This window comes from Vibrio lentus, from assembly GCF_002875945.1.
GTDB lineage: Bacteria > Pseudomonadota > Gammaproteobacteria > Enterobacterales > Vibrionaceae > Vibrio > Vibrio apostichopi.
This window is the reverse complement of the sequence record NZ_MCZK01000121.1, coordinates 26,370-45,819: the sequence shown is the minus strand read 5'-3', so window position 1 is coordinate 45,819 and position 19,450 is coordinate 26,370. Positions and strand designations below refer to the sequence as shown.

The 19,450-nt window shown below is 44.0% G+C and carries 17 protein-coding genes; 5 read left to right on the top strand and 12 right to left on the bottom strand.

Annotated features, from left to right (window positions below):
• Positions 1–85: 85 nt before the first annotated feature.
• Positions 86–1,105 (bottom strand): transcriptional regulator MelR, encoded by a 1,020-nt coding sequence (gene melR, locus BCT49_RS13595; RefSeq protein ID WP_102435875.1) that lies wholly within the window; start codon positions 1,103–1,105, stop codon positions 86–88.
• Between the two features lie 322 nt (positions 1,106–1,427).
• On the opposite strand from melR, the gene BCT49_RS13590 reads away from it, so the two are divergent.
• The 3 genes from BCT49_RS13590 (at position 1,428) to BCT49_RS13580 (ending at position 6,618) form a co-directional block, all read left to right on the top strand.
• Complete coding sequence (locus BCT49_RS13590) at positions 1,428–2,780, top strand: alpha-glucosidase/alpha-galactosidase (RefSeq protein ID WP_102435873.1); 1,353 nt, start codon at positions 1,428–1,430, stop codon at positions 2,778–2,780.
• A 98-nt stretch (positions 2,781–2,878) separates the two neighbouring features.
• Positions 2,879–4,306, top strand: coding sequence for a melibiose:sodium transporter MelB (melB, locus tag BCT49_RS13585; RefSeq protein WP_102435870.1), 1,428 nt, complete (start codon positions 2,879–2,881; stop codon positions 4,304–4,306).
• Between the two features lie 101 nt (positions 4,307–4,407).
• Positions 4,408–6,618, top strand: coding sequence for a hypothetical protein (locus BCT49_RS13580; protein ID WP_102435868.1), 2,211 nt, complete (start codon positions 4,408–4,410; stop codon positions 6,616–6,618).
• Positions 6,619–6,721: 103 nt separating this feature from the next.
• Here the strand turns inward: BCT49_RS13580 and BCT49_RS13575 are convergent, their stop codons facing one another.
• A complete protein-coding gene (locus BCT49_RS13575; RefSeq protein ID WP_054542576.1) occupies positions 6,722–6,982 on the bottom strand; it encodes a DUF5062 family protein in 261 nt (86 codons plus the stop codon).
• 450 nt (positions 6,983–7,432) lie between these two features.
• Between BCT49_RS13575 and BCT49_RS13570 the strand changes: the two genes are divergently transcribed.
• Positions 7,433–7,648, top strand: a complete 216-nt coding sequence (locus tag BCT49_RS13570; protein WP_102435866.1) for a hypothetical protein — start codon at positions 7,433–7,435, stop codon at positions 7,646–7,648.
• 147 nt (positions 7,649–7,795) lie between these two features.
• On the opposite strand, the gene BCT49_RS13565 is transcribed toward BCT49_RS13570, so the two are convergent.
• Complete coding sequence (locus BCT49_RS13565; RefSeq protein ID WP_050632689.1) at positions 7,796–8,227, bottom strand: GNAT family N-acetyltransferase; 432 nt, start codon at positions 8,225–8,227, stop codon at positions 7,796–7,798.
• 112 nt (positions 8,228–8,339) lie between these two features.
• Positions 8,340–8,996 carry a QnrS family quinolone resistance pentapeptide repeat protein gene (locus BCT49_RS13560; RefSeq protein ID WP_102435864.1) on the bottom strand — a complete coding sequence of 219 codons (657 nt, stop codon included), beginning with the start codon at positions 8,994–8,996 and terminating at the stop codon, positions 8,340–8,342.
• Between the two features lie 320 nt (positions 8,997–9,316).
• Between BCT49_RS13560 and BCT49_RS13555 the strand changes: the two genes are divergently transcribed.
• On the top strand, positions 9,317–9,895 hold the full coding sequence (locus tag BCT49_RS13555; RefSeq protein WP_102435862.1) for a TetR/AcrR family transcriptional regulator: 579 nt from the start codon (positions 9,317–9,319) through the stop codon (positions 9,893–9,895).
• 125 nt (positions 9,896–10,020) lie between these two features.
• On the opposite strand, the gene BCT49_RS13550 is transcribed toward BCT49_RS13555, so the two are convergent.
• The 8 genes from BCT49_RS13550 to choV all read right to left on the bottom strand — a co-directional run bounded on the left by BCT49_RS13550 (position 10,021) and on the right by choV (position 19,449).
• Positions 10,021–11,268: an anaerobic sulfatase maturase gene (locus tag BCT49_RS13550; RefSeq protein ID WP_102435860.1), complete on the bottom strand. Its 1,248-nt coding sequence runs from the start codon at positions 11,266–11,268 to the stop codon at positions 10,021–10,023.
• 119 nt (positions 11,269–11,387) lie between these two features.
• Positions 11,388–13,133 carry an arylsulfatase gene (locus BCT49_RS13545; protein WP_102435858.1) on the bottom strand — a complete coding sequence of 582 codons (1,746 nt, stop codon included), beginning with the start codon at positions 13,131–13,133 and terminating at the stop codon, positions 11,388–11,390.
• A 91-nt stretch (positions 13,134–13,224) separates the two neighbouring features.
• Positions 13,225–13,641 carry a tetratricopeptide repeat protein gene (locus tag BCT49_RS13540; RefSeq protein ID WP_102435856.1) on the bottom strand — a complete coding sequence of 139 codons (417 nt, stop codon included), beginning with the start codon at positions 13,639–13,641 and terminating at the stop codon, positions 13,225–13,227.
• Between the two features lie 160 nt (positions 13,642–13,801).
• Positions 13,802–15,007: an iron-containing alcohol dehydrogenase gene (locus BCT49_RS13535; RefSeq protein WP_102435854.1), complete on the bottom strand. Its 1,206-nt coding sequence runs from the start codon at positions 15,005–15,007 to the stop codon at positions 13,802–13,804.
• Between the two features lie 177 nt (positions 15,008–15,184).
• Entirely contained in the window at positions 15,185–15,628 is a 444-nt protein-coding gene (locus BCT49_RS13530; RefSeq protein WP_048660463.1) for a hypothetical protein, read from the bottom strand.
• A gap of 56 nt (positions 15,629–15,684) precedes the next feature.
• Positions 15,685–17,100: a coniferyl aldehyde dehydrogenase gene (locus BCT49_RS13525; RefSeq protein ID WP_102435852.1), complete on the bottom strand. Its 1,416-nt coding sequence runs from the start codon at positions 17,098–17,100 to the stop codon at positions 15,685–15,687.
• 288 nt (positions 17,101–17,388) lie between these two features.
• On the bottom strand, positions 17,389–17,871 hold the full coding sequence (locus BCT49_RS13520) for a MarR family winged helix-turn-helix transcriptional regulator (RefSeq protein ID WP_017111207.1): 483 nt from the start codon (positions 17,869–17,871) through the stop codon (positions 17,389–17,391).
• Between the two features lie 363 nt (positions 17,872–18,234).
• A complete protein-coding gene (gene choV, locus BCT49_RS13515; protein WP_102435849.1) occupies positions 18,235–19,449 on the bottom strand; it encodes a choline ABC transporter ATP-binding protein in 1,215 nt (404 codons plus the stop codon).
• Position 19,450 lies beyond the last annotated feature (1 nt).

The window sequence follows — 19,450 nt, the reverse complement described above, 5'->3', positions numbered from 1 at the left end:
ACGCCGGCCCATCTTGAGTAATACTGAAACACTGGCTGCGTTTATCCTCAAGGTTAGGCCAGTGCCTAGACGCTCAGTCACTCACTCAGTCACCATCATTTAAGCTGTCAGCCACTGTTAATGGCCTTTTACCGTCACATGCCCCTTTCTCAAGATCATATAACGGACTGGCTCCGTGGCTAGACCAGCGATGGTCGTCTCTTGCCAATTTCCGGTATTGGGTAGGAGTGACGCCAATGTATGTCTGGAAGGTTTCATAGAATCGACTGCTAGAATTGAAACCTGCAGTCAACGAGATATCAAGAATCGTTCTATCCGTGTCACTCAACAAAGCTCTAGCATGATTGATTCGCATAGCAGTAATGTACTGTTTAATGGTCATCTGCATGGTCCGCTGGAACACATTCATCGCATAATTGGTGTGTAAGCCAATATGCTCTGCAATATCTTTAATCGTCAGCGGTTGATTGTGATGAGTCGCGATGTATTCCAGCATTTGACTCACATAGAATTGAGAATGCTTGGACACTCCTTTTGTTGTCGATCTATCTTGTCGATTCACCAGCAGTTGTTGCCAACCGTCAAGACAGATCCGCTTAAGCATCGAGCCAATTTCATCGACCGCCAATTGCTGCCGACTCTCAGACGAATGCTTCATCTCTTGTTCCCAACGTGCAATTTCAAACTCACTAATCAACGAACAAGAGTTGGATTGAAGCACACACCCGTGAGTAATCTGATTGACAAGTTCTCGACTGAGTGGCCAAGACATAAAATGGTGAATGGGTATATTGATGATTCCCATATTGTGGCTTTGACCTGGATTCGTCAGTCGATGAGGTACCGATGCCCAAAATAATCCAATCGCACCATTTTTTACCACTAACGGGCTGCCATTGATGATGTATTCAACGTCGCCACCAAATGGAATGTTTACCTCAATTTGACCATGCCAGTGATAACCCGGCATTGAGTGTGGAGGCCTGAGTTCAACATCAATTTTCTCATAGGAAGAGTAAAGTGATAACGGACTCACTGATACGGTTGCAGAGGAATACTTGTCTTGCGCGACAATTTTCAGCGTATCTGGGTAAGATTGAGACATCTATCGCTCCTTAGGAAATCGTATAACTGACTTTCTAACAGTTCACCGTACAGAAAAATCAGAAGAAGATCATAAAGACGGAATACCCCATTTAGTAAGATCTATAAGGTGGGATTAAAATCAACATCTTAACTTCAAATCTCGTTCCGCTTTAGGAAGACTATCCCCAAAACTGATTAAGTTATCCTGTTTCCTAAGATTTCCTCTCTTCGAGTTATAAATATTAGGAAACAGAACTGCTATTGATTTATCTGAGACGAATCCTCCCTCATTCAAGGTGTAAGTTATCTTCAACGAATTAAAGAAGGTAAAGGATTCAACTATGAAAAACCCTAAAATCACATTCATTGGTGCAGGCTCCACCATTTTTGTCAAAAATATCCTTGGGGATGTTTTCCACCGCTCCGCATTAAAGAACGCTCATGTGGCTTTGATGGATATTGATGAACTTCGATTGGAAGAATCCCACCTTGTGGTGAGCAAATTGATGGAATCATCAGGCGCGACAGGGTCTATATCGTGTCACCTAAACCAAAAAGAAGCTTTGCAGGATGCCGACTTCGTTGTGATTGCCTTTCAAATTGGTGGCTATGAGCCATGTACGGTTACAGACTTTGAGGTATGTAAACAACATGGCCTTGAGCAAACCATCGCAGATACATTAGGCCCTGGCGGTATTATGCGCTCGCTTCGCACCATACCGCATCTGTGGAGTGTCTGTGAAGATATGACCGAGGTTTGTCCGAACGCCACCATGCTCAACTACGTCAACCCAATGGCGATGAACACATGGGCAATGTATGAAAAGTATCCGCACATTAAACAAGTCGGTTTATGCCACTCAGTACAAGGTACCGCAGAAGAGTTAGCACGAGACCTAGACTTAGAGTATTCAGACCTTCGTTACACCTGTGCCGGCATTAACCATATGGCTTATTACCTCACTCTAGAGAAGAAAACCGAGCAAGGTGAATATGTCGATATCTACCCAGACCTACTAGAAGCATTTGAGAGTGGCAAAGCCCCGAAGCCTGGCATCCATCACAATGGCCGTTGCACAAATTTAGTTCGCTACGAGATGTTCAAAAAGTTGGGCTACTTTGTGACTGAGTCTTCTGAACATTTTTCGGAATACACCCCCTACTTTATCAAACCAAATCGCCCAGATTTAATTGAACGTTATAAAGTGCCACTGGATGAGTACCCTAAGCGCTGTGTCGAGCAAATTGCAGACTGGAAGCGCGACCTTCAAGAATTTAAAACCGCCGACAAAATTACTGTTGATGAGTCTCATGAGTACGCCAGCACCATCATGAATTCTATCTGGACAGGCACCCCGAGCGTTATCTACGGAAACGTAAAGAATGAAGCATTGATCGACAATTTACCGCAAGGCTGCTGTGTTGAGGTTGCTTGCTTGGTGGACGCGAATGGTGTTCAACCTATCAAGGCAGGGCGTCTACCTAACCACTTAGCCGCGTTAATGCAGACCAACATCAATGTACAAACTCTATTGACTGAAGCCATTCTGACCGAAAATCGCGACCGTATTTACCACGCAGCAATGCTAGACCCACACACTGCCGCGGTACTCGGACTGGAAGAAATTTATACACTGGTCGATGACTTAATTGAAGCACATGAAGGTTGGTTACCGGAGTGGGTCAACCAATAATCTAATACGAATAAAAACAATAACGCATATAGCAACAACAGTGCGAACAATAACGTGAATATCAACGCCTTCTCACCGAGGAGGCGTAAGGAGTGGCAATGAGTATCTCTATGAACACCAAATTAAGCTATGGCTTTGGGGCATTTGGTAAAGACTTCGCAATCACCATCGTCTACATGTATCTGATGTTTTACTACACTGATGTCGTCGGTATTTCTGCCGCTACCGTCGGTACTATCTTCCTCGTCGCTCGTATTTGGGATGCGGTCAATGACCCCATCATGGGCTGGCTCGTCAACAATACACGCACCCGTTGGGGGAAATTCAAACCTTGGATTTTAATCGGCACGCTCGCTAACTCTGTCGTCTTATTGATGGTGTTTAGCGCTCACTATATTGAAGGCCCGTGGCTCATCGCATACGCCGCTGTAACTTACATCCTTTGGGGCATGACTTACACGTTAATGGATATTCCTTTTTGGTCACTGGTTCCCACACTCACCCTAGACAAACGTGAACGTGAGGAGCTTGTGCCATACCCTCGTTTTTTTGCGAGCCTTGCCTGGATAGTAACCGCAGCTATTGCAATGCCGTTCGTCAACTATGTCGGTGGTGACGACAAAGGGTTTGGATTCCAAATATTCACGCTGCTGTTGATTGCCTGTTTCTTAGTGTCGACGTTTATCACGCTGCGTAATGTTAAAGAACGCTATTCAACCGCGAACCTCGACGCCACACAGCCTGAAGAGAAGGTATCTCTGAAAAAGCTTTTATCACTTATTTACAAAAACGACCAACTGACCAGCGTTCTATGCATGGCACTGTCTTACAATTTGGCGACTAACATCATCACGGCCTTCGCGGTTTACTACTTCACTTATGTGGTCGGCAATGAAGAGCTGTTCCCTTACTACATGGCTTATGCAGGCATCGCAAACCTCATCACACTGGTGCTATTCCCTAAGCTCGCAAAAATGTTCTCACGCCGCACTCTATGGGCCTGCGCATCGACTTTCCCTATCTTAGGCAGCGCGGTACTCATCTATGTAGGCATGTACGACACGCAAAGTATTTTACTTATTTCAACGGCAGGTGTGTTCCTACAAATCGGTACCGCTTTATTCTGGGTTCTTAACGTCATTATGGTGGCAGACACCGTCGACTATGGTGAATTTAAACTGGGCTCTCGTTGTGAAAGCATCGCCTACTCTGTGCAAACCTTAGTTGTGAAAGCAGGCTCTGCATTTGCAGCATTTTTTATCGGAATATCGCTCACTGCCGTCGATTATGTACCTAATGTAGTGCAAAGCCCCGAAACCGTATTTGGCATGCAATGCATCATGGTGGGATTACCCGCGTTCTTTTTCGCTATCGCGTTAATCATCTACTTCCGCTTCTATAAACTGAACGGTGCGTATCACCAACAGATTCAAGATCACCTCACTGAAAAGTATGACCACATCACCAACGATGGCTCAAATAAAGGCGAAAACCACAAACCAGTAGAACCGGTACAAGCAACATAAGTCGTAGAGCAACGTCAATGTTGGTATTAACCCTCATTGACGTTCATACCCACAACTCTCCAACCTCACTAGCCTTTCTACTTCCAATAAAAGAGAACAGTATGAAACTCAAAGTCCTTGCTTCTGCCGTCACTTTCTCCCTTATGTTATCTGCTGGAGCAAACGCACAAAAAAACGACAACATTCTTACGAACCCTATCTTTGAAAACAAAGGATTAGGGTGGAATTATTGGTTTTCTAATATCAAAGACGACTTCACTCATAAAGGTGAGTACCGAGGTCGTATCGCTCAAGGTAAGAATCACCACATTAGTCAAATAGTGACGATTCCTGAGACGGGCTATTACGATTTATCCGCTTACTTTGTGAGCCCTTCTAACGATGCCACACTTGCGATGACTAACCTCACCGATCAAATATTGGTGAGTGAACAAATTAAGCCAAGTACCAAGTACAAGCGAAAAAATTTGAAACACATCCCATTAGAAAAAGGCGAACAGCTAAAAGTCTGGTTCTCAGGTTCAGCGCAAGGTGGCGTCAGTGTAGACAGCGTTGCATTAATAAAAAGTAATAAAAACAAACCCCTAAATTTCAACCAAATCATTCAGTTCTCAGCTCAAGAACAAGTCGGAGTCACTAGCGTCAATAAAATTTCTAGGGATATAAAGTTCCAGGTCCCATTCGGCACAGATCTAACCACATTGACTATTGAGAACATCCTAATATCTGAAAACAGCTACTCGTCTATCAACACGGGCGATGTGATCGATTTCCGTCACCCTGTACAAGTCGCAGTGATAGATGACAACAATAAAGAACAGCTTTGGACGCTCACCGCTATCGAAAAAGAAAAGCAAGTGGTGGTCACCTCTTCAAATACTAAGCTCCAAGACTCCTTCGAATGGGCGATCGAGAAAACTCAACGTTTCGTAATGACAGGTCAACATGACCTCGTGAATCGGGATGAATACAATAATGACGGAGATGGCAGCGCAAATTACATTCCATCTTATTGGGCGGGCTATTTTGACCGAACCGCTTTTTACTCGAGAGACTTCTTACACCAAGCAAGTGGCGCAAAAATCGCTGGGCTTGAACCAGAAAACTTCTCAATGTTCAAAACATTCGCCAAGCATTCAACGGAATCAAGAAAGTGGTACACACTATGGGCCATTAACTTCGATGGTACGCCACATACTATTGATTATGACGACGACAATTGGTTTGTTCGTGAAGTGCCAGCACAGTTCGAATTTGTTGAAAAGGCATGGAAGCAATATCAATGGACAGGGGACAAACGCTATATAGAAGATGATGATCTCTGGCAGTTTTATACCAAAGTTCTCACCGATTACATCGAGCTACATGATGACCAAGATCCTAATGGAATCGCTGAAGGTTATGGCGGTATTTTTGAAGGATCGGCCACGTACAACGAACGAGGCGAGTTTCCAATTGAAGCTGGCGACGGAATTGGTTCTCAATACCAAGCTACGCTCGCTTACACAGCAATGCTAGAAGCACGTGAAGAATACAGTGAGGCAACACTATGGCGAGAAAAAGCCCAAGAGCTTAAGCGTTACTTTAATGAAGACTGGAGCATCGTAGATTCAAATAAACCACTAGAGAACTACGTTAACATTGTTCAAAAAGATGGGCTGCGCCTAAACGATTTTGGTAAAGAGAATAGTTGGTTCATGCCGATGAAACTCATCACTGATCCTGGAGAAAGAAACAACAGGTATCTTGATTTCATTGCTACCAATTTAGGTAATGGCATTGGTAGCACGCCAGAGGCACCCAACAATATTGAAGCCTACACCTACATTCCTGAAACCTACTTTCCATATAATCGCAATGCCGAAGCATGGAAGTGGATGCAGTACATAATGGACACTAAAGATGAGCCACACGAACGTCCAACTCAAGGAACCAATGGTGACTACCCAGAAATATCCTTTACATTCATTTCGAATACGATTGAAGGCTTAATGGGCATAAAACCAAACGCCGCAGAGCACCGAGTGACGACAGCTTCTCACCTCACCAGTGACATAGAATGGTTAAGTGTGGATCAGTTACCAATGGGCGAACATGAGCTAACCCTACGTCATGATGGACTCACGAAGTCAACGCTGACCAACCGTTCTGAGCATGCCCTCGAATGGGAGGCATGGTTCTATGGCGATTACCCAACGTTAATCGTAGATGGTCAAGTAATCCGCAGCCAAAACAAACAGGTGAACGGGCAACAAGTCAGTTATGTGATTGTCCCCATAGCGAAAAACTCTACTCGAGTTATTGAAAAGTAGCGCTAAAAACAAAGCCTAGCGAATAAACGCTAGGCTTCTTAGTTCAAATGCCTGACTGAGTAACAGCCTAAAAAGAAGCTTAGGCATACTTGTTTAGCTAAGGCTATTTTAATGGGTCGTTATCAGGCAATGCCTTGTGTATCCATAACGCCAAACGTTTTTTAATATTAGCCCCATCGAGCTTACTTTCTGGAAGAGGCGTAATCTGATTCACTTCGACTAGAAATAGGTACACTGATTTAATTTTTATAGGTTGAGATGAGTGCGGCAAATCAAAACCTTGTAATTTTGCCATTTTAAAACCGACTTCCAACGCCTTCTTGACCAACTTATCTTCATTAATGATCTTCGCGGTTTTCGACATATCATCTCCATCACATTTATCGAGTGTACATTGAGTATATCAAACAGAATTGCGAACGAGATTACCGCGATCTCAAATCAAAAAATCTCTTTGATAAATAACATAAAACGCATCACAGACTAAAAACTGATTCTAATTATATAGACATTGACGAGACAAATAATAATAAGCAAACGGTCTCTTAATAGAACACTCAGTAAATGAGATCTTCAGTCAAGAAACCAAAAATCGAACAATTTTTAACTTATCATTCCAAAGAATACGAAATACTATGATTAATCATACAGATAGTAACAACTCTATCAAGAAGCAATAACTTTATGTTATTTAATCAGTTTTATAACACAAAGACCTAGATCATGTTTACAGTCACCTGTAGTGAAAAATATATTTACAAAACACTCACTAGGGAAATAGAATAAACCCACTAATATTATACTGGTGTTAAAAATGCGTTACCTATGGGCTTCATTCTGTCATAAAAACCCTATTCACGGACGAATCGTTCATATCTTGGTGATGTTGGTAGCAATAGCTTCTATCGTTGTTCCGCTAGTTTCAAAAGACGCCACAACGATCTTAATTTCACTAGGTGTCGCTCTGGTCTGTTTTGTGCTGTTTGTCTTCTTTGCACTTGCCGACAAAATGCGTTCAGGTATGCATTAATCAGCCCTATATTCGCTAGCATTCTCTTTTCTAAACTTCATTATAAAATGCATGCGACCAAATACGGAAAAGCCCAAAGTTATTAGCTTTGGGCTTTTCTTCTAGCAACTGTGGTTGATTACAACCGAGTGATACGACAACCGAGGCTTACAGCGTCATATGCAGAATTGGAAATGGTTTTCCCATGTCATCAAGTGGAGAGCGTGATTCAATTTTGAACCCCATGTGCTGATAGAAACCTACCGCTTGTGGGTTTTGCTCATTTACGTCAACTTTGGTGGCTGCTAGCTGCTCAATCGCATGTTGCAACAACACCGTACCTACCCCTTGTCCTCGAACTTCATTCAAAACGAAAAGCATCTCGACTTTTGCATCATGGACACCCACGAAGCCAACAATCGAACCACTTTCATTTTTAACGCATTTCAAAGAAACCGCAGGGAACGCATGTTCCATGATGATAGGTTTAAAAAACTCAATATCTTCTTCTGTAATAAAGTCATGAGTTGCTCGGACTGAATTTTCCCAAACCTTAAGCATTTCTGCGTAATCTTCAGGAAGCACATTTTCTATAGTCATAATTTTCTCTAGATTGAACTGAATATAAACATGTGCAGCCGCGAGGCTATAGTGTAACAAGCGTTAGTCATACAAAACAACACTATTCGCTGTCCTAGCTCCACCCACTCTATTAATCAGGCATCACAACAATGCCCATAGTTTCAAGCAGTTGCTCTTGCTGCCAAGCCACAATTTTAATTCCAGATGTATCGACCTTACGAGGGTCTAAACCGTCTAATTCAGCATGGCACAAGTTTGCGCCTTGCATGCTGAACTGCCCCCATACATCTTCTGAGAATACACCGCGGCTGAGATCCGATTCTTTTAATGATGCACCGGCAAGATAGGTGCCTATCCAGCGATTTTCAAACAACTCACACTTTTCTAAGCAGGCCTGTTCAAAATTGGCGTAAGACAGGTTACAACCCGTAATATACGCCGAGCAAAAATACATACGATTGCTCACCTGATTAGCAAAATTCGCACGAGTAAAGTTAGCGCCTTTCAAGTCACATTCACGTAGCTCAATCCCATAGCAATTGGCGTTACTGAAATTGGCCATCGCGAGCTGACAGTTCTGAAAACTTGCATCACGCAAATCTGCGACATCGAAGTGGCAGCCCTCGATATCACCTTGCTCTATGAACTTACAATTGATAAACGTTGCATCGCGTAAGTTTGAACGCCTGAAGTCGCATCGGATAAAAGTGCATGCTGTAAATGTCATTTCAGACAGATCTTGATGAGCGAAGCTGTGCTGATGATAAGTGCTGTTATTGGTGTCCATTTAGCCCCCTAAAGAAATTAAGCTAAGACTACCATTGTGATCTTCAGAAAACACCAAATTAAAAACCAACAAAAACAGACACTTAAAACACTCCAATTTGGCCATTTTAAGGCACCAAACAGGCTCTTTAAGGTTGTTATTTTCGGTTTATAGGATGCGCTTATCGTGAAAAAAATTTTGTTGCTTACAAGCGCAAACAGAAGATAAAGCCACTTTGGCGAAACGAGTTAATTATCGACGACATCCTGACGCTCTAGACTGGACGGTTGGTATGCATATCGCTACACTAATCATCATTCTCGGCATAAAGAGTAAGATCAATGAAAGACATGCGACAAGCTATGCTCGATGCAGGGTTTAGCCTTATTAATGAACACGGATTTGCTGGTGTTGGCCTGATGAAAATCATCAACCAAGCCGAAGGGACTAAAGGTTCTTTTTACCATTACTTCAAATCCAAAGAGCACTTTGGCGAGATCCTTCTAGCCGACTACTTTGATGAGCACCTAGTTAAGCTTGATGACTTTCTGAGTGATGAAACTCTGTCTCGTCGTGACCGTGTAAAAGCGTATTTTGACTTTTGGTGCGCATCGAAACTGACGGAAGAGTTCAATATTCAGTGCCTTGTGGTTAAGCTAGCAGGTGAAGTGTCTGGGTCTGCTAATCCGTTGCAATCGACCATGGCAGAAGGCGCAGAAAAGATCATACTGCGTATGTCGAAGCTATTTGAAGAAGGCAATGAAGCGGGTGATTTCAATATCGCGGATCCTGAATCACTATCTCGCACGCTTTACGGCTTATGGCTAGGCTCTACGCTCATGGCCGCTATGCAACGCAACCGTTCGATTCTGAACAATGCCATGGAAGAGACATTACTTGCGATGAGTTCAAAAGATTAACCAGCTCCTACACACGAAGAGGCTCGCTTTATATAGCGAGCTTTTTTGTTTTCAGGCTTGTTCGTTTTCTACCTAGGCTTATTCTTTTTCTAACTAGGCTTTTGCTTATCACGTCATTGGTTCACTTATCCCATCCGCGACGCGATGTTATTGGCTTTTAGCAAAGCATTGAGCACAGGATCGATATGATGAAAGAACTTGAGCCACCCTTCACATAGGTAATTTAGCCCAGTTTCACCATCACGACTGTTGATAATTCGGTTCTTGGGGCACTCACCATGACAAGCAAATTTAAACTCACAGGTTTGGCACTGTTTAGGTAGTGACTTTTGCTTCGCGAATCCAAACGTTTGCTGAGCAGGTGAAAAGGCCAGCGTCGATAGCGGCTTCTCATGAATATTGCCCAACTGAAACTCAGGAAAGACGTAATGGTCGCATGAGTACACATCGCCATTAGGTTCAACCGCTAACCCCTTTCCGCAGATCTCACTCAGCGTGCACATGGTGCTGTCTCTTCCCATCCACACACCGACGAAGTTCTCAAAGTAAGGCACAAGCACTCGGCCAAAATCGTGTTCGAACCACTCGTCAAAAACCGCTTTAAGAAACTCTCCCCATTGCGTAGAACCCACGCTCCAAGGCTCAACTTCACCAGAAACAGGAATTATCGCTTGTTGGTTGCTCAACCATTGATTGTTGGTATGAGCCTCGCGCTTATCCACCACAGGGATAAACTGCAGCTGCTTTGAGCCCACTTCGTCACGCAGAAAACGATAAACCTCTAACGGGTATTTGCCCGTCACATCGTTCACACAAGTTAAGGTCGCAAACTCAACGTTATGTTTTTTTAGATAGCAGATTCCGCACATGGTTTGGGAAAAAGTGCCTTTGCCTGCACGGTTGGTTCGGTAGTGATTGTGTAAGTGTTCTGGGCCATCAATGCTCACCCCAATGATAAAGTCATTATTCTTGAAGAACTCACACCACGCATCATTCAACAAGGTGCCGTTAGTTTGCAGATCATTACTAATAGTGCTGTGGCTTGGGCAATATTTTTCCTGTAACGCCACGACCCTTTCAAAATACTCAATGCCGAGCAGAGTTGGCTCTCCACCATGCCAAGAAAAGATAATCTCTGGCGTATTCTGCCCCTCAATATACTGCTTGATATACAGCTCTAACAGCGCTTCATCCATCACGTACTGAGATCCTTTTGGGTATTCAAGCAACTGCTGTTTCTCTAAGTAATAACAGTAAGTACAACTGATATTGCACACGGCACCAATGGGTTTTGCCAACGCTTGAAGCTTGCTGTGCGCCTTGCCGTTAAATTGCGGAACCGAACTCAGGTTTGATAGTGATAAGGTCGTCATGAAGAATTCCTCGATGTAAAAGTTATTGTATTAGCCAAAACAATTCGTAATTCCTTTACACGGTGTTCATCGGCCAACCAAGCCTGATGGTATTAGGTTGGCCGAGTAGTTTGTTTCCTCTATTTCACGTTCTCAAACGGGTTCCACGCTTCATCAACTGGCACAATATTTTGCGCTTTTTCGTACTCTTGATACTCAGCAACCATCTCTAGGAACAAGTCTGGCATTTGATTTCTCAAGTCATGCTGCTCAGCCGGATCCTGTTTGGTGTTGTACAGGTGCCATTCACTGTCACCGCCCATGCCTGTAGAGATTCGGATGATCTTGTAATCCCCTTTGAGCAAAATGCCGCTACCAAACAACTCAAATGGAATCGTATTATCAGCACTGTGAACCTCTGTAGTTTCGCCCTTAAAGTAAGGCAGCAAGCTCACACCACTCATTGGGGCCACTTCACGACCTTGATACTCTGTTCCTGGGTGCTCTACATCGGCGATTTCAAGAATGGTGGCTGCGATGTCTTTTACTTGTGACAAATCATCAGTTTGAGTACCAGGTTGCAGCGCTTGATCGCCCTCTAAGAGTGCTTTCGCAGGCTTAACAATAAAGGGCACTCGAATACCACCTTCTGCCGTGTACGCTTTATACCAAGACAATCCACCGGTTGATGCGCTTGCCCACTCAGGGCCTAATGAAACGCTAGAGTTGGCTTTCCCTAGGTTTTCCGTCGAGTTGTCAAAGTGATGCGCCGTCCATGTGCGAATCAAATCACTGATGTTTTCACCTGTAATGTCCGCGGCTTCAGGGCCGTTGTCTGCCAGATACATGATGTAGGTATTGTCGTATTCCCCAATGTCTTTTAGGTAATCGACAACTTGACCGACTTGTTGGTCTTGCATCTCCATCATGCCCATTGCCACCGCCATCTTCTTGCCATACCACTCTTGTTCTTTCTCAGACAAAGAGTCCCAAGGGCGACTTAATGCATTACGACTTGAGATATCGGCATCTTTAGGAATGACGCCCATCTCCTTCATTCGTTCAAAGCGGTCTTCACGAATCGAATCCCAACCATGCTCGACGTAGTAGTCTACTTTATCTTGATACGCTGATTCTGGTGCTTGCAACGGAAGGTGTATGGCGGTGAAAGGAAGATAAGCGAAGAAAGGCTTACCGTCGTCTTTCTTGCCATCGATCATCTTGATGAGTTCGTTGGTGTAGACTTGGTCGGAGTACTCGCCTTTGTATTTGTCCTCAACGACTTCACCATTTCTGTAGATTGGCTCAACTTCAACGCCGGGAATGTCGCCTTTTTGAAGCGCTTCAGCGGTAGCCGCGTTTTTGGCTGGGAACATCATGTCGCGGTTAAAGTGATTCGAACCGCCCGCTAAAATGCCGTAACTCTCCGAAAAACCTCGGTCATCAGGCAGGAACCCATCATCATGACCTAAATGCCATTTACCCGATAAATACGTGTTGTAGCCATTTTCTTTGAGCAGCGTAGCCACTGTTACGCCCTTCTTGGTCAGGTAACCTTCATAACCCGGTTTACCAATCGCGCCCGGATAGACAGCATAATCAAAGGTACCTAGCCCAACCTCGTGACTGTTCGCTCCGGTTAACATCATTGACCGAGTTACTGATGAAGTCGGCGATGCATGGAAGTTAGTGAATTTACCCCCTTCTTCGGCTAACGCCATCAAGTTCGGAGTTTCGACTTCTGAACCATAGGGCTGGGTATCAGCAAAGCCAACATCATCACCGACAATAACAACGATGTTCGGTTTTTCTGATTCGGCAGCGAAGGCGGCGCTACTTGCGGCGGCCATCGCTGTGAATAGTAGGGATTTCTTGAATGTCTGCATAAGACGTCTCCAATAGCTGTGAATAATTTTTCTATGATTAACTTTTTCTGTGATTAACCTTTTCTGTGACTAACTTTGGTTAGAATCTGAATTAGTGCGCGGCTTGGGACATCCAATGTAATAAGTCGAGCGCAGGGTCATAATCTTGAGCAGCTGCCAAACCGATCCAGGTGACAGCGTCCGCTTGGCTAACCTGAACGCCACTTCCAGAGAAGTACATTAGGCCAAGCTGTGTTTGAGCTTCAGGGCTACCGGAACTGGCTGCGGTTTCAAACCAGTCCGCCGCTTTCTCATCATTCTGCTCAACACCATCACCGCTCAAATACCGATAAGCGAGAGCAAGTTGTGCTTCAGACTGTCCTTCATAGGCTTCATCCAACAGCTGCACGGCATCTTGATGCTGTTCAGATAAAGCCGTAGAGCTTTCGCTTCCAACGCTTGCCTTGGCAAAAAACAGAACAGCCAAAGCACCAGTCAGAATCACGGTAGTTAAACGTTTATTGAACATTTATTTCCTCCTCAGGAATAAAGGTCACAACGTCCCTGTCGAGTGAATTAGGTGAAAAGTAGGAATGGCGCGATGATGCACAAGCTCGATAGCAATACGTTTTCGATCTTCATAATTTGTCCTCGATTTACAGTGAGTTTTTGAATGCTTAATAAGACGACTAAATCGCTTTTTCTATAATCTGTTCAATCATTTGTTTTGATATTGGGTAGAACTGAAAGCAGATGTCTTTCTCAATCGCTTGAGCAATATTGCGCTTCTCTTGGTCATCGAATTCCCAGCTACTGAAGCGCTTCATCGCACCAACTTGGGTTTGGAAGCTGTGTAAGAAATCCAACACTCGTTGGTAAATCATCTCGTCCGTTCCAGTGCTATCTAGCGAGAATGCTTGAGCCAATTTAATTGCGTTCGGCATATAGAATTCGGGCAGCGCTTCAATCACAACCGGCATCAGTACCGTGTTAGCGTCGCCATGTGGGATATGACTAATCGCACCAAAAGCATGGGCGCAGTTATGGATAGGAATGCCACCTAGCGATGAATAAAATGCAGATATCGCTATCGTGCTTGCCTGAAGAAGATTGCCACGTGCCGTTAGGTTTTCTGGCTCTCTAAGTGCCACGGGTAAGTTTTCTACAATCAATTTTGCAGCCTGAATGCCATAAGCATCGGTAAAGGCATTACTCATTGGAGACACAATGGCCTCAACGGCGTGCGTTAGTGCATCCATCGCGGTTGAGCGAGTCAGATGAGCAGGCAGCTTGGTGGTGACGGTCGGATCAAGAATTGCAATGTCAGCCTCTAAACCAGACGCCACTAAGCTTGCCTTGATGTTTTCATGCTCGTTGTAAAAAACCGCAATCGGAGAAGCTTCAGCGCCCGTGCCAGCCGTTGTTGGTACGGCAATATGAGGCACTCGAATGTCTTCATTGTTTGGCCAAACTTCCATAAAGCCACCGCCAGCAATCACAGTACGGATATCATCAATCTGCTTATGAAGTGCATATTTCACGCCTTTAGAAGCATCAATCACACTGCCGCCACCGACAGACAAAATAGCGTCGGCATTTAGGCTATTGGCAAACTCAATCGCAGCGTTGATGTTGTCGCAAGTCGCGTCTGGGGCAATATCTGTGTACACACCAACGAGCTGAGTCGCTTGTTGGTTTGTTTCTTGATTCGCCGTCTGATTTACAAACAACGCTGAGAATTGCTCAACAAAGCCCAAAGACTCCAAACCTTTGTCAGAAAAAAGCACGACTCTTTTCGCGCCTAAGCGAGCAAATAAAGAAGGGATATTTTCGATGCCGTTCTCTTGAGCATGAACAATGGTTTTCAGTTGAAAGTTAAAGTTATTGGTAGTCATGGTGTTTACCTCGTTTATGTTTGATGACTAAACAACAACCAATACAAACCGGTCGGTCTAGAGTGTTAATGTCAAAGATATGTCAATTAAGATCATTGAGGATCATTTGCCTAAAACGAAAAAAGCCCGCAAATGCGGGCTTAGGAATATTAGATTCAACGTGCTGAACGACAGAGGTTAACGCAAGTGAGCGGGTACCTTTGTTTTGTCTCGATTGAGATAGTAGTAGAGATAAACCAAAGAGTAGACGGTCACAAATCCATCGAGCGCAAACACGCCACTCCAACCATAGAACCACTCATAATCGTTGATACAGACGTTGTATAAGAAGATGCCAACAAACATCGACTTCTCAAATGCGCTGTAAATCATGGTCGAAGTACGCAGCGATTTGTACTTGGCCGAGAACATCAACAACACACCAATACAACCAACCATCACACCCCAGTGCTGATAAGTACCCAATAGATACTCTTTATTTTCCATCATCGTATCGTTGTAAGAAAACAGGGTCTGCATACTCCAATCCGGTGCCAAGAAGGTGGAAAAAGCAGTGGCAGTTAGGAATCCAGTAATCATCAAATACGATTTCATGGTTCGTTCAAAAAAGCGTTCCAACATAAAATAACCTCTAAAAATAACTTCTTAATAATGAATAGCGTAATGACAGAAATGATTTACTTACCAAGCATGCTCATCACTGCTGTTTTTAATTCGTTGTCTTCTTTTGCAAATAGATGCTTAACCCGATGATCTAAGCCCGTTTCCAAGACTGTTTTGGCATGGGAGAAAGTGAGAAAACCTTCTTTACCGTGATAATTACCCTGCCCTGATTCACCAATGCCACCAAACGGCGCGTCATCAACTGCTAAATGGAAAACACAGTCATTGATACACATTCCACCGGAATGAACTTGGTGCTTAACTTGAGACTGTAAACTCAAATCAAAGCTCATCAGATACAGCGCCAAAGGCCTTGGTTTGCTATTGGTGATTTGGAACGCCTCTTCAATATTGCGATACGTAATCAGCGGTAATAGCGGTCCGAAAATCTCTTCGTTCATCACCTTAGATGACAGGCTTGGTTCAACAACCAGATGCGTCACCAATCGTTGGCAATCTAGGTCCATCGCGTCGTCATGGCAGGCCACGATTCGAGTTCCCACTTGTTGTTCTTCATTCAACAAACCCACTATGCGGTCGCATTGGCGAGGGTTGATTAGGGACGTCAAATTCTCGGAATAGACCCCTTCATCAAACAGCAGTTGATATTGTTTTTTATATTCCTCAATAAATGCGTCGAGTTTATCTTCAGGCAACAATACGTAGTCTGGCGCGACGCACACTTGGCCATTATTGAGGCTCTTTCCATAAATGATTCGCTCTACCGCAATATCGATCGGCATGTCTTCTGCCACGATAACTGGCGACTTGCCACCAAGCTCAAGAGTCACGGGAGTTAGCGTGTCAGCCGCTGACTTCATCACTTGACGACCCACTTGGGTTGAACCCGTAAACAGAAGATGATCAAACGGCAACGCGGAAAACGCCGCAGCAATTTCAACCTCACCTTCAACCAAGCACACCTCATCGGCATTGAAAACTTCATCCAATAACTGTCTTAAAACGTCATTGGTTGCTGGCGTAAATTCACTCATCTTGATCATGGCGCGATTGCCTGCGGCCAAGGCTGAAATGAGCGGGCCGACGGATAACATGATAGGGAAATTCCATGGGGCAATGATCCCCACAACACCTTTAGGCTGATAAACCACTTCAACGCGAGAAGTGGAAAGCAAAGGACCGGAGTGGCGAATTGAAGATGTCGACCAATGCGGCAAACACTCGATGGTGTGATCGATATTTCCCAAACAAGGAAGTATGTCGGCCATCAAAGTATCTTGTCGGCTGCGGTGACCATAGTCCTCACTTACCGCGGCACACAAACGGTCTGTGTAATCGATCAGAGCAGATTTCAGCGCAAGCAACTGTTCTATTCTCACCGGCACAGTGGGCATCGGATCATCTGCAAAAGCTTCCTGCATACTCTTCAACGTCGCTGTCATTTGTGTAGCCGTCAATTCATGTTTCATACATCACCTCGTGGTTAAGAGAGGCACACAATAATACATAACAAACCGGTCGGTCTAGTTTTATTTTGTCAGAGAATCGTCAATGCTTTTGTAAAACAAGCGAGTAGATATCGGACACATTAGAAATGGGAAAGCTTAAGAATTTAAAATAGAAAGGGATAAGTAGAAGACGGTTTGGATTGATATAAACGAAAGAATGGGGACAGCAAGATCAAAAATGGCCGCTCAAAGCGACCATTAAATAATATTCTAATACATTGTTTTAAAACAATTAAATCAGCCAGCTAACTAGCTCTTAGCGACGTTGGCAATGCCTTCAAGCTGTAGAACTGGGGCAGCGTCGATGTCTTCTGCGTTCATCATTGCAGACACTCGTTGCATCGAAGAAAGCAGCAGGCTTTGCTCCCACGCTTCTAGGTTTTGGAATTTTTTAACGAAGTTATCTTGTAGCGGTGGTGGCGCATTGTTAAGTAGTTCTTGGCCTTTCTCCGTCAAATTCGCATGAACTTTACGTCGATCAGCAACACTACGGATACGTTGCACATAACCATTAAGCTCTAGACGATCGATGATCGTCGTTGTCGTCGCTTGACTCACATTAGTTTGATTAGACAATTCTTTGATCGTCACATTACCCATCTCTTGGATCGCGCGCATTAAAATCAATTGAGGGCCCGTCAAACCATACTCTTTACTCAGCTTTTTCGAGTGTAAATCGATAGCGCGAATAATTTGGCGAATAGCGACCAAGATTTCGTCATGTTTATCCAAGATGCAGACCTTTGTACTAATATACTGTGAGTGACTTTACAGTGCCGTGGCGATGAGATTTTCCAAACTGAACAGCTTAGGTTCGCTCGAATTACACTGTAAATTGATAATTTACTTCATTGATTTTTCCGCATTGTACTGATGTTAATACTATTCTCAATCTTTTCTATACTACTAAACTTGCGTGGTACGGCACTTTTGCCTAATGAAGGGGGAATCGAAGCTTCAATGAAGGCGAAAATAATGAGTCAGAGAATACAAACTCAAAGAATAATATATTTTAATAATCATAGAGGTAGAGAGACTTAACTCTCTCCACCCAATAAAAAACCAGCCCCAATAGTTAAGCTAAAAAACGAAATTTTACGCAGCGGTATTCATCTGAAAGTTACCAGTAAGCGCATTATAAAATTCACTGTTATCCAAAATACCGACCAGTTTATTGTCTTCCACCAGCAAAATCGGGTGATTACTTAGCTGTTTCAGTTTAATCGCATCGCGCATACCGATCTCTGGACTTGCCACTACAACACTCGACGCGCTGATTGCCGTTAAATCGTCAGATTCGTTCCACTCAACAAGTGCCAACGTCGATTCACCTTTTACAGATAAAGTACCTTCATTCTGCTCAATCCATAGGTCTTTAGCATCGCAGATCTTCCAGCTTTCATCTTCTTGTTTCAAAGAATCCAGAGGCTGCATCAACGAACGACCTTTGAGTACGTTCAACGGGTTAGTGTGTGCGACAAAATCTTTCACGTATTCTGTTTTTGGCGTGAGTACGATCTCTTCAGGCTTACCGTGTTGAATCAGTTTTCCTGACTCCATAATCGCAATGTTATTGCCAATCTTAAGAGCTTCATCTAAATCATGGCTCACGAACAGAATCGTTTTGTTAAGCTTGTTTTGTAATAGGATTAGCTCATCTTGCAACTGCGCACGAATCAACGGATCAAGCGCTGAAAACGGTTCATCCATAAGAAGAATGTCGGTATCCATCGCAAATGCACGCGCTAGGCCAACACGTTGCTGCATACCGCCAGAAAGCTCATGCGGATACTTGTTTTCCCACTCTGCCAAACCCACCATTTCTAGTTGTTCACGCGCTTTAGCACGACGAACATCTTTAGCGACACCTTGCATTTCAAGACCAAACGCCACGTTATCTAACACGTTTAACCAAGGCATTAGGGCAAATTTTTGGAACACCATAGAAACGCGGTGAGTACGAAGGTGACGTAAGGTTGCTTCATCACACTGTTCACCTAAATCAACCAGCTTATCGCCATCTTTGATTGCCAATGAACCACGGCTGATCTCATTCAAACCGTTTACTGCACGAAGCAAAGAAGATTTACCTGAACCCGATAAACCCATCAGCACACAAATCTCGCCTTCTTCAACCGTCAGCGACACATTGTCTACGCCAACGACTTGGCCAGTCTCATCAATGATCTCTTGGCGAGTTTTACCTTGGTCGAGCAGTTCAAGCGCTTGCTTCGGCTTATCACCAAACACAACATCGAGGTTTTTAATGGTAATCGCATCCATAGTCTTTTGTTCCTGAGAGATAGACATG

What these genes read in the sequence shown, in the direction of transcription:
- BCT49_RS13580 (WP_102435868.1), top strand. Translation starts at nt 4,408, where the DNA reads ATGAAACTCAAAGTCCTTGCTTCTGCCGTCACTTTCTCCCTTATGTTA.
- BCT49_RS13530 (WP_048660463.1), bottom strand. Translation starts at nt 15,628, where the DNA reads ATGTTGGAACGCTTTTTTGAACGAACCATGAAATCGTATTTGATGATT.
- BCT49_RS13540 (WP_102435856.1), bottom strand. Translation starts at nt 13,641, where the DNA reads ATGTTCAATAAACGTTTAACTACCGTGATTCTGACTGGTGCTTTGGCT.
- BCT49_RS13570 (WP_102435866.1), top strand. Translation starts at nt 7,433, where the DNA reads ATGCGTTACCTATGGGCTTCATTCTGTCATAAAAACCCTATTCACGGA.
- melR (WP_102435875.1), bottom strand. Translation starts at nt 1,105, where the DNA reads ATGTCTCAATCTTACCCAGATACGCTGAAAATTGTCGCGCAAGACAAG.
- BCT49_RS13550 (WP_102435860.1), bottom strand. Translation starts at nt 11,268, where the DNA reads ATGACGACCTTATCACTATCAAACCTGAGTTCGGTTCCGCAATTTAAC.
- BCT49_RS13575 (WP_054542576.1), bottom strand. Translation starts at nt 6,982, where the DNA reads ATGTCGAAAACCGCGAAGATCATTAATGAAGATAAGTTGGTCAAGAAG.
- BCT49_RS13535 (WP_102435854.1), bottom strand. Translation starts at nt 15,007, where the DNA reads ATGACTACCAATAACTTTAACTTTCAACTGAAAACCATTGTTCATGCT.
- choV (WP_102435849.1), bottom strand. Translation starts at nt 19,449, where the DNA reads ATGTCTATCTCTCAGGAACAAAAGACTATGGATGCGATTACCATTAAA.
- BCT49_RS13525 (WP_102435852.1), bottom strand. Translation starts at nt 17,100, where the DNA reads ATGAAACATGAATTGACGGCTACACAAATGACAGCGACGTTGAAGAGT.
- BCT49_RS13560 (WP_102435864.1), bottom strand. Translation starts at nt 8,996, where the DNA reads ATGGACACCAATAACAGCACTTATCATCAGCACAGCTTCGCTCATCAA.
- BCT49_RS13545 (WP_102435858.1), bottom strand. Translation starts at nt 13,133, where the DNA reads ATGCAGACATTCAAGAAATCCCTACTATTCACAGCGATGGCCGCCGCA.
- BCT49_RS13565 (WP_050632689.1), bottom strand. Translation starts at nt 8,227, where the DNA reads ATGACTATAGAAAATGTGCTTCCTGAAGATTACGCAGAAATGCTTAAG.
- melB (WP_102435870.1), top strand. Translation starts at nt 2,879, where the DNA reads ATGAGTATCTCTATGAACACCAAATTAAGCTATGGCTTTGGGGCATTT.
- BCT49_RS13555 (WP_102435862.1), top strand. Translation starts at nt 9,317, where the DNA reads ATGAAAGACATGCGACAAGCTATGCTCGATGCAGGGTTTAGCCTTATT.
- BCT49_RS13590 (WP_102435873.1), top strand. Translation starts at nt 1,428, where the DNA reads ATGAAAAACCCTAAAATCACATTCATTGGTGCAGGCTCCACCATTTTT.